Annotated in this window: 7 protein-coding genes and 1 pseudogene; 3 read left to right on the forward strand and 5 right to left on the reverse strand. The window is 67.8% G+C overall.

What is annotated here, in order from left to right:
• The 3 genes from VED21_RS00330 to VED21_RS00340 form a co-directional block, all read right to left on the reverse strand.
• The coding region (locus VED21_RS00330; protein ID WP_324880310.1) for an AMP-binding protein at positions 1–341 on the reverse strand (341 nt) is incomplete at its 3' end.
• Between the two features lie 4 nt (positions 342–345).
• Positions 346–882, reverse strand: a complete 537-nt coding sequence (locus tag VED21_RS00335; protein WP_324880311.1) for a MarR family transcriptional regulator — start codon at positions 880–882, stop codon at positions 346–348.
• A gap of 194 nt (positions 883–1,076) precedes the next feature.
• Positions 1,077–1,607 (reverse strand): hypothetical protein, encoded by a 531-nt coding sequence (locus VED21_RS00340; RefSeq protein ID WP_324880312.1) that lies wholly within the window; start codon positions 1,605–1,607, stop codon positions 1,077–1,079.
• Positions 1,608–2,202: 595 nt separating this feature from the next.
• On the opposite strand from VED21_RS00340, the gene VED21_RS00345 reads away from it, so the two are divergent.
• The gene (locus VED21_RS00345) at positions 2,203–3,000 is read left to right on the forward strand and encodes a PhyR family response regulator anti-anti-sigma factor (RefSeq protein ID WP_324880313.1); all 798 of its coding nucleotides are present in this window, start codon (positions 2,203–2,205) and stop codon (positions 2,998–3,000) included.
• Positions 3,001–3,006: 6 nt separating this feature from the next.
• Here the strand turns inward: VED21_RS00345 and purU are convergent, their stop codons facing one another.
• Positions 3,007–3,870 (reverse strand): formyltetrahydrofolate deformylase, encoded by an 864-nt coding sequence (gene purU / locus VED21_RS00350; RefSeq protein WP_324880314.1) that lies wholly within the window; start codon positions 3,868–3,870, stop codon positions 3,007–3,009.
• A 209-nt stretch (positions 3,871–4,079) separates the two neighbouring features.
• A complete protein-coding gene (locus VED21_RS00355) occupies positions 4,080–4,232 on the reverse strand; it encodes a hypothetical protein (RefSeq protein WP_324880315.1) in 153 nt (50 codons plus the stop codon).
• Between the two features lie 453 nt (positions 4,233–4,685).
• On the opposite strand from VED21_RS00355, the gene VED21_RS00360 reads away from it, so the two are divergent.
• Both VED21_RS00360 and VED21_RS00365 read left to right on the forward strand, forming a co-directional pair.
• The gene (locus tag VED21_RS00360; protein WP_324880316.1) at positions 4,686–5,267 is read left to right on the forward strand and encodes a BON domain-containing protein; all 582 of its coding nucleotides are present in this window, start codon (positions 4,686–4,688) and stop codon (positions 5,265–5,267) included.
• A gap of 45 nt (positions 5,268–5,312) precedes the next feature.
• Positions 5,313–6,126: pseudogene (locus tag VED21_RS00365) on the forward strand (hypothetical protein); the annotation flags it as partial.

Raw genomic sequence — 6,126 nt, forward strand, 5'->3', positions numbered from 1 at the left:
CCGGCCTTAGCCACGGCCAGCCAGCAGGCGGCCAGCATGGGCGTGTTCGGCCCGCGCAGCAGCACCCGGTTGCCGGGGACTAGCCCGTGCTCCTCCGCCAGGAGGCCGGCGATGCGGTCGACGGTGGCGGCCAGATCGCCCCAGCTCCAAGTGCCGGCCGGGGTGATGAAGCACGGGCGCGTCGCCCAGCCGCGCGCCAGCCAGGGGTCCAGCAGGGCGGCGGTGACGTTCAGGCGCTCGGGGTAGGCCAGCTCCGGCCGCTCGAACGGCAGGTCCGGCCATTGCTCGCGCGGCGGCAGGCGGTCGCGGGCGAAGGTGTCGACGTGGGCGGTGGGCGCCATCGGTCTACCTCGCCGCCGGGGCGGCGGTGCGCACCGACCGCTTCAGCTGGTCCAGCAGGCCGAGGAGCGACACCACGTCCTCCCGCCCCATGCCGCCCATCACGTCCCGCAGCCAATCCTGGTGCGCCCGCGCCATGGCCCGGTAGGCGTCGCGGCCGGCCGAGGTCAGGCGGACGAAGTGGGTGCGGCGGTCGTTCGGGGCGGCGCTGCGCGTCGCCTGCCCGTCGCGCACCAGCCGCTCGACGATACCGGTGACGTTGCCGTTGGTCACCATCAGCCGTTTCGACAGTTCGCCCATGGTCAATCCGTCAGGAACCTTGTCCAGGAGGGCCATCAGTTCGAAACGCGGCGGCGTGGTGTCGAACGCCTGGCGCAGGCGGGCGCGCAGATGGCCGTCGATCAGCGTGTTGCAGGCGGACAGGCGCAGCCACAGCCGCACCTCCGGCCCGGCCGCAAGGTCGGCCGCCGCCTCGACATCGACCGGCACCTCACCCGCGGCGTCGAGGACGTCCTCGGCCGCGGGACCCAGGGCTGCTTTCACGGGTCCCGTCTCCCCCCTCGTGCGGCGGCCCTTTGCGAACCGCCCGAACCGGTGCCCCACAGAAAATCTTTGGTTGTTTCCCATGAGTGTAGCGAGGGGCAGGGGCCACGTGCCATGCATTGAAGGAATGGTGGCTACCCCAGCAATCGCCGTTTACGGAAGCCTTCTTCCGTGCCGGCGCGGCAAGACCGCCGTCAGTCCGAACCGAGGTACAGGTCGATCTCGTCCTGTTCCATGACGTGGGCCGCGCCGTGGATGATGCCGTTGGCGACCTGGATGATGCGGTGGATCATCTCCACCGACTGGCGGCAATCCTCGCGCAGGCGGTCGGGGTCGCCGCCGTGCACGTCGGCGGACATGCGGGCCAGCGTGCGGTCCACCACCTGCGTCATCTGCGCGATGGTGTCCTCGAACGGCTTGCGGAACTTGGAGGGCACGTGCTCGTACGCCTCGATCGCCAGCGCCTTGTCGGAAAAGCCGCTGTCGCGGAAGTGCTCCTGATAGCTCTTGGGCTGCCAGGCGTAGCATTCCTCCAACATGTCGGGCATGTCGGGGATCATCTCGATCAGCATCACGATTTCGTTGAAGTGATTGAGATAATCGGTTGCCAGCAGGGTCTTTTCCGAGATGTTGGTGCCCTTGACCCGATCGCGCCACACCAGGAAGTCGGCGAGTTCCTCCGGCGGAATGCCGTCGGTGAGGGATGCGTACTCCTGCTCGTCCATCGCGTGTCCGGATCCGTGCGCGGCCTGCTGGGCGCGGCGCGCACTCTACGCCGCCGCCGGGGTTCCTGTCATTAGCCGGGCAACGGCAGCGATGCAAGCGGGCTGCCGCGCCGCAAAGAAAAGCCGCCGGCGCGGTCCTTTGAGGACCAGGCGCCTGGCGGCGTTCAAGGGACTGGCGGTTCAGGGAGGAATCACACCATTGCCCGCCCAACAGCCTTGCACCGGCAATTGTTCCGAGTCGCTGCTGATTTCCCCGGTGCCGATGAAAAACACGCCGGCGCCGGATCGGTCCGGCGTCGGCGCGTCAGTGTCGGGAACACTCGCCTCGCCCCTGAGGGCATATCCGAGCATGCCGGGTAACTCTTATGGACCGGTTAACGCCGCGCCTGCGCCGACGTGCTCCATCGTTGGGGGTAACGCTGAACGGGTATTTCGAATAGCCCGTTGGAATTCCCCCTGGAAATGTCGCGCACTATGCGTCAGGCCGTTTCCTTTCTCGCAGCCGAGCACAGACATTTATTGGAAATGGTGGGCGACGCTGGCGGACCTCCGCACGCGCCCGCCGAACAGCCAGCGACGAGGCACGGGGAGAAAGATGGAGGATCGCACCCGCCACCTGATGGAGCATTTGCCGTACCTGCGCCGCTACGCCCGTGCTTTGACGGGTTCTCCGGCGCGCGGTGATGCCCTGGTGACGCGCGCCCTGGAATGGTACCTGGAGAGCGACGACGCCGACGATGCGGGCGAGCCGTTGCGCCACGCGCTGTACCGCCGGCTGAACGCGCTGCAGGATGAAGCGGGCGCCGCGGCGGCGGCGGCGTCGTCGCACCCGGTCGAGGCGGCGCTGGCCACGCTCGACGAGGCGGACCGGCGCGTCTACCTGCTGGTGAACCTGGAGGACGTGTCCGTCGCCGACGCCGCGGCCCTGCTCGACATCCCGGCGGAGGAGGCGGTCGAGCGCCTGTCGCGGGCGCGGGAGACGGTGCGTGCGCACCTGCAGGCCGTGATCCTCGTGGTCGAGGACGACGCCATCATCGCCGCCGACCTGTCCGAGACGGTGCGCGGCATGGGCCATCTGGTCTGCGGCAACGCCACCACCATGGACGAGGCGCTGACGCTGGCCGCCGAGCACACGCCGACGCTGGCCCTGATGGACATCCGTCTGGCCGAGGGCGACAACGGCGTGGAGGTGGCGCGGGAACTGCGCCGGCAGCGCTTCCTGCCGGTGATCTTCGTCACCGCCTTCCCGGACGAACTGGCCAAGCGCGGGCTGGAGCACCTGGGGCCGGTGATCCCCAAACCCTTTACCCGCGACCAGATCGAACAGGCCATCACCCGCGCCGTCTTCACCCCGGCCGCGGAGGAAACGCGCGAAGCCGCGCGGCCGACCTGACGCCGGTTACTTGAACACCACCGTCTTGGTGCCGTTGATCAGCACTCGATGTTCGACGTGGTACTTCACCGCGCGGGCCAGGACGACGTTCTCGATGTCGCGCCCGATGGCCACGAGGTCGTCGGGCGTCATCGTGTGGTCGACGCGCTCCGCTTCCTGCTCGATGATCGGGCCTTCGTCCAGGTTCGCCGTGACGTAGTGCGCCGTGGCGCCGATCAGCTTCACGCCGCGCTGGTGTGCCTGATGGTAGGGCTTGGCGCCCTTGAAGCTGGGCAGGAACGAGTGGTGGATGTTGATGGCGCGCCCGGCCAGCTTCTCGCACAGGCCCGACGACAGCACCTGCATGTAGCGGGCGAGCACGACGAGGTCGACCTTCTCCTCCTCGACGATCTCAAGGAGCCGCGCTTCCTGCTGCGCCTTGGTCTCGTTGGTCACCGGCAGGTAATGGAACGGGATGTTGTGCCACGCGGCCAGCTGGTAGAAGTCGCGATGGTTGGAGACGATCGCCGGAATCTCGATCGGCAGGTAGCCGATGCGGTAGCGGTACAGCAGGTCGTTCAGGCAGTGCCCGAACTTCGACACCATGATCAGCACGCGCTGCGGGCGCGTGGCGTCGCGCAGCTTCCAGTCCATGTTGAAGGGCTTGGCGACTACCTCGCGGAAGGCCTGCTCCAGCTCGGCCTGGGTCGGGCTGTCGGCGGCGGCCGAGAAATGCACGCGCAGGAAGAACAGGCCGCTGGTGCGGTCGCCGAACTGGGCGCTGTCGATGATGTTGCACTTCCGCTCGGCCAGGAAGCCGGACACCGCGTAGACGATGCCGACGGTGTCGGGGCAGGAGATGGTGAGGATGTAGGCGGAGGTGTCGGACATGCGCGTGCGGTCCTGGTCTTCACGGGTCGTCGGAAAGGGTCCTTCCCCTAGCACGAATGACCTGTGGATGCACCCCGTCCGTGTGGGTGGCTGACTGGAACGCCGCGATGGACAGGCAGTGGGACGATCGAGCCCCGGAAACGACGACGCCCCTCCCCCGGGCGGCGGGGAAGGGGCGGCCGGAGATAAACCCAGGCGTGGTCGGCGCCTCAGGACTCCGGGAAGTGTTCAAGCTCGCGCCGCAGGTTGGTGGCCTGCTGACGCAACGCGGCCAAACGGCCGATGTCGGGTGCCGGGCGATGCTCTTCCTTCTCGAGCTCGTCCTCGATTTCCCGCTGCTCCTGCCGGATGATGTTGAACAAGGCATTCCTCAACATCGCGACCTCCCACGTGGATTGCTAAAATTTTAGTGCGAGTCGAGTGAATCATCAAGCAAGCAATTGGGCCTGTCCATTCCCCTCCCGGCACTGCCCGTTGGGGGAGGGGGCGACTCTGTTAACAGTGGCAGCGCCCCTGGTATTGCTTGGTCAGGATTTGCCTGATTCCTGATGGTTAACGCATAGGTAATAGAAATTGCCTATCCATGGGACAGGTACCGAGGGGGGCGCGAGGATTCGTCGCGGCCCCTCGGTGCCATGGATGTGCGAACGGGCGCCCGCCGCCTCCTAGGCAGCGGGTGCAACATCCCTGCATCACCCATGGGCAAAACCGCGATGACTGGAAAAATCCTCGAAAAAACCCATTGCAATCCGAACGTGGGCGTGACTTTTTCGCGCCGCCCGCCCCCTCGGCGGGCTGGCGGACGGAGGCGGATCGTGGCGGCTCTTGGGCGCCTGTGCGCGGTGATCGGGTTGGCCGCTCTGGCCGCCGTCGAAGCCGGCTGTGCGCCGGTGATCCTGGGGGGCGGCGCCACCGCGGCGGTGGCCGCGTCGGAGAAGCGCGGCCTGAAGGGATTCGCCACCGACACCGCCATTCGGGCGCAGATCAACAACCTCTGGCTCCAACACTCCACCGACCTCTACCAAAGCGTGAGCCTGCGCGTGGACGAGGGGCACGTGTTGCTGACCGGCCGCGCCGCCGACCCGCAGATGCGCCTGGATGCCGTGCGCCTCGCCTGGCAGGCCGACGGCGTCAAGGAGGTCATCAACGAGATCCAGGTGGACAACGAGTCCTCCCTGGTGGACTCGGCGCGTGACACCTGGATCAACACGCAGTTGCGCACGCGCATCACCTTCGACGCCGACATCTCGTCGCAGAACTACAGCATCGATACCGTCAACGGCGTTGTCTATCTAATGGGATGGGCGAAGAGCAAGGACGAGCTGGACCGAGTGGTCGGGCACGCCCGGGCCATCCCCAACGTGCAACGCGTCGTCACTTACGTCCGTCAGTCCTGAACCCCATTCCTGAACTTACGTCCGCCTGAAGGCACCGAGCCCGCCATGGCCCTCTCACCCGCCGCCGTCCGCCGCTGGATCGCCGTCTGCCTCGTGGCGCTTGCCATGCCCGTTGGCGTTGTGGCCATCGGTGCCGGGGCGGCCGTCCTTGCCGCCCCAGCGGCGCAGGCGCAGGACACCGGGCCGGCCAACCGCATGTTCGTTCAGGCCATGCAGATCATCCGGCAGGCCGATAACACCCTCGATACGGCCGAGGAGGCCCGCCTGCTGAAGGAGGCGGACAAGCTCCTGGCCGATATCATCGCCAAGTATCCGGACAGCGCGCTGGCGGTGCAGCTGGTCACCAACCAGTTCGTCGGCGACTTCGACTTCTACGAGTTCCGCGGCCGCATCAAGGCGCTGGTCTGCAACGAGCCGCTGGGCAGCCTGTGCTTCCTGCACCGGGTCGGCGAATTGCTGCCGCCGGTGGAGACGCCGATCACCGCGGCGCGCTGGGACTGGCTGTCGCTGGCGGTGGCCTACCAGCAGCTCGGCGATCCCGGCCGCGCCAAGGAGATCGTCTCCCCCTTCGTCAGCGCCGTGCGGCGCGGCAAGGCGGCGGACAGCGCCGGGCAGGACCTGTTCGTCGCCCGCGCGCTGGCGCTGATGGGGCAGGCGCCGCTGGCGCTCGACATCACCCGGCAGATCGCCGACTGCGGCACGCGCATCTACAACCTGGGCGACATCGGCAAGGCGGCGGCGTGGCGCGGCGACGCGGCGCTGGCCGGCGCGCTGGCCGAGGAGGCCAAGCAGTACGCCGCCGCGCACGGCTGCTCGTGGGAGCTGGGGATCGTCGTGCAGGCGCTGCTGCGCGCCGGCA

The sequence above is a fragment of the Azospirillum sp. genome, from assembly GCF_035627195.1.
GTDB lineage: Bacteria > Pseudomonadota > Alphaproteobacteria > Azospirillales > Azospirillaceae > Azospirillum.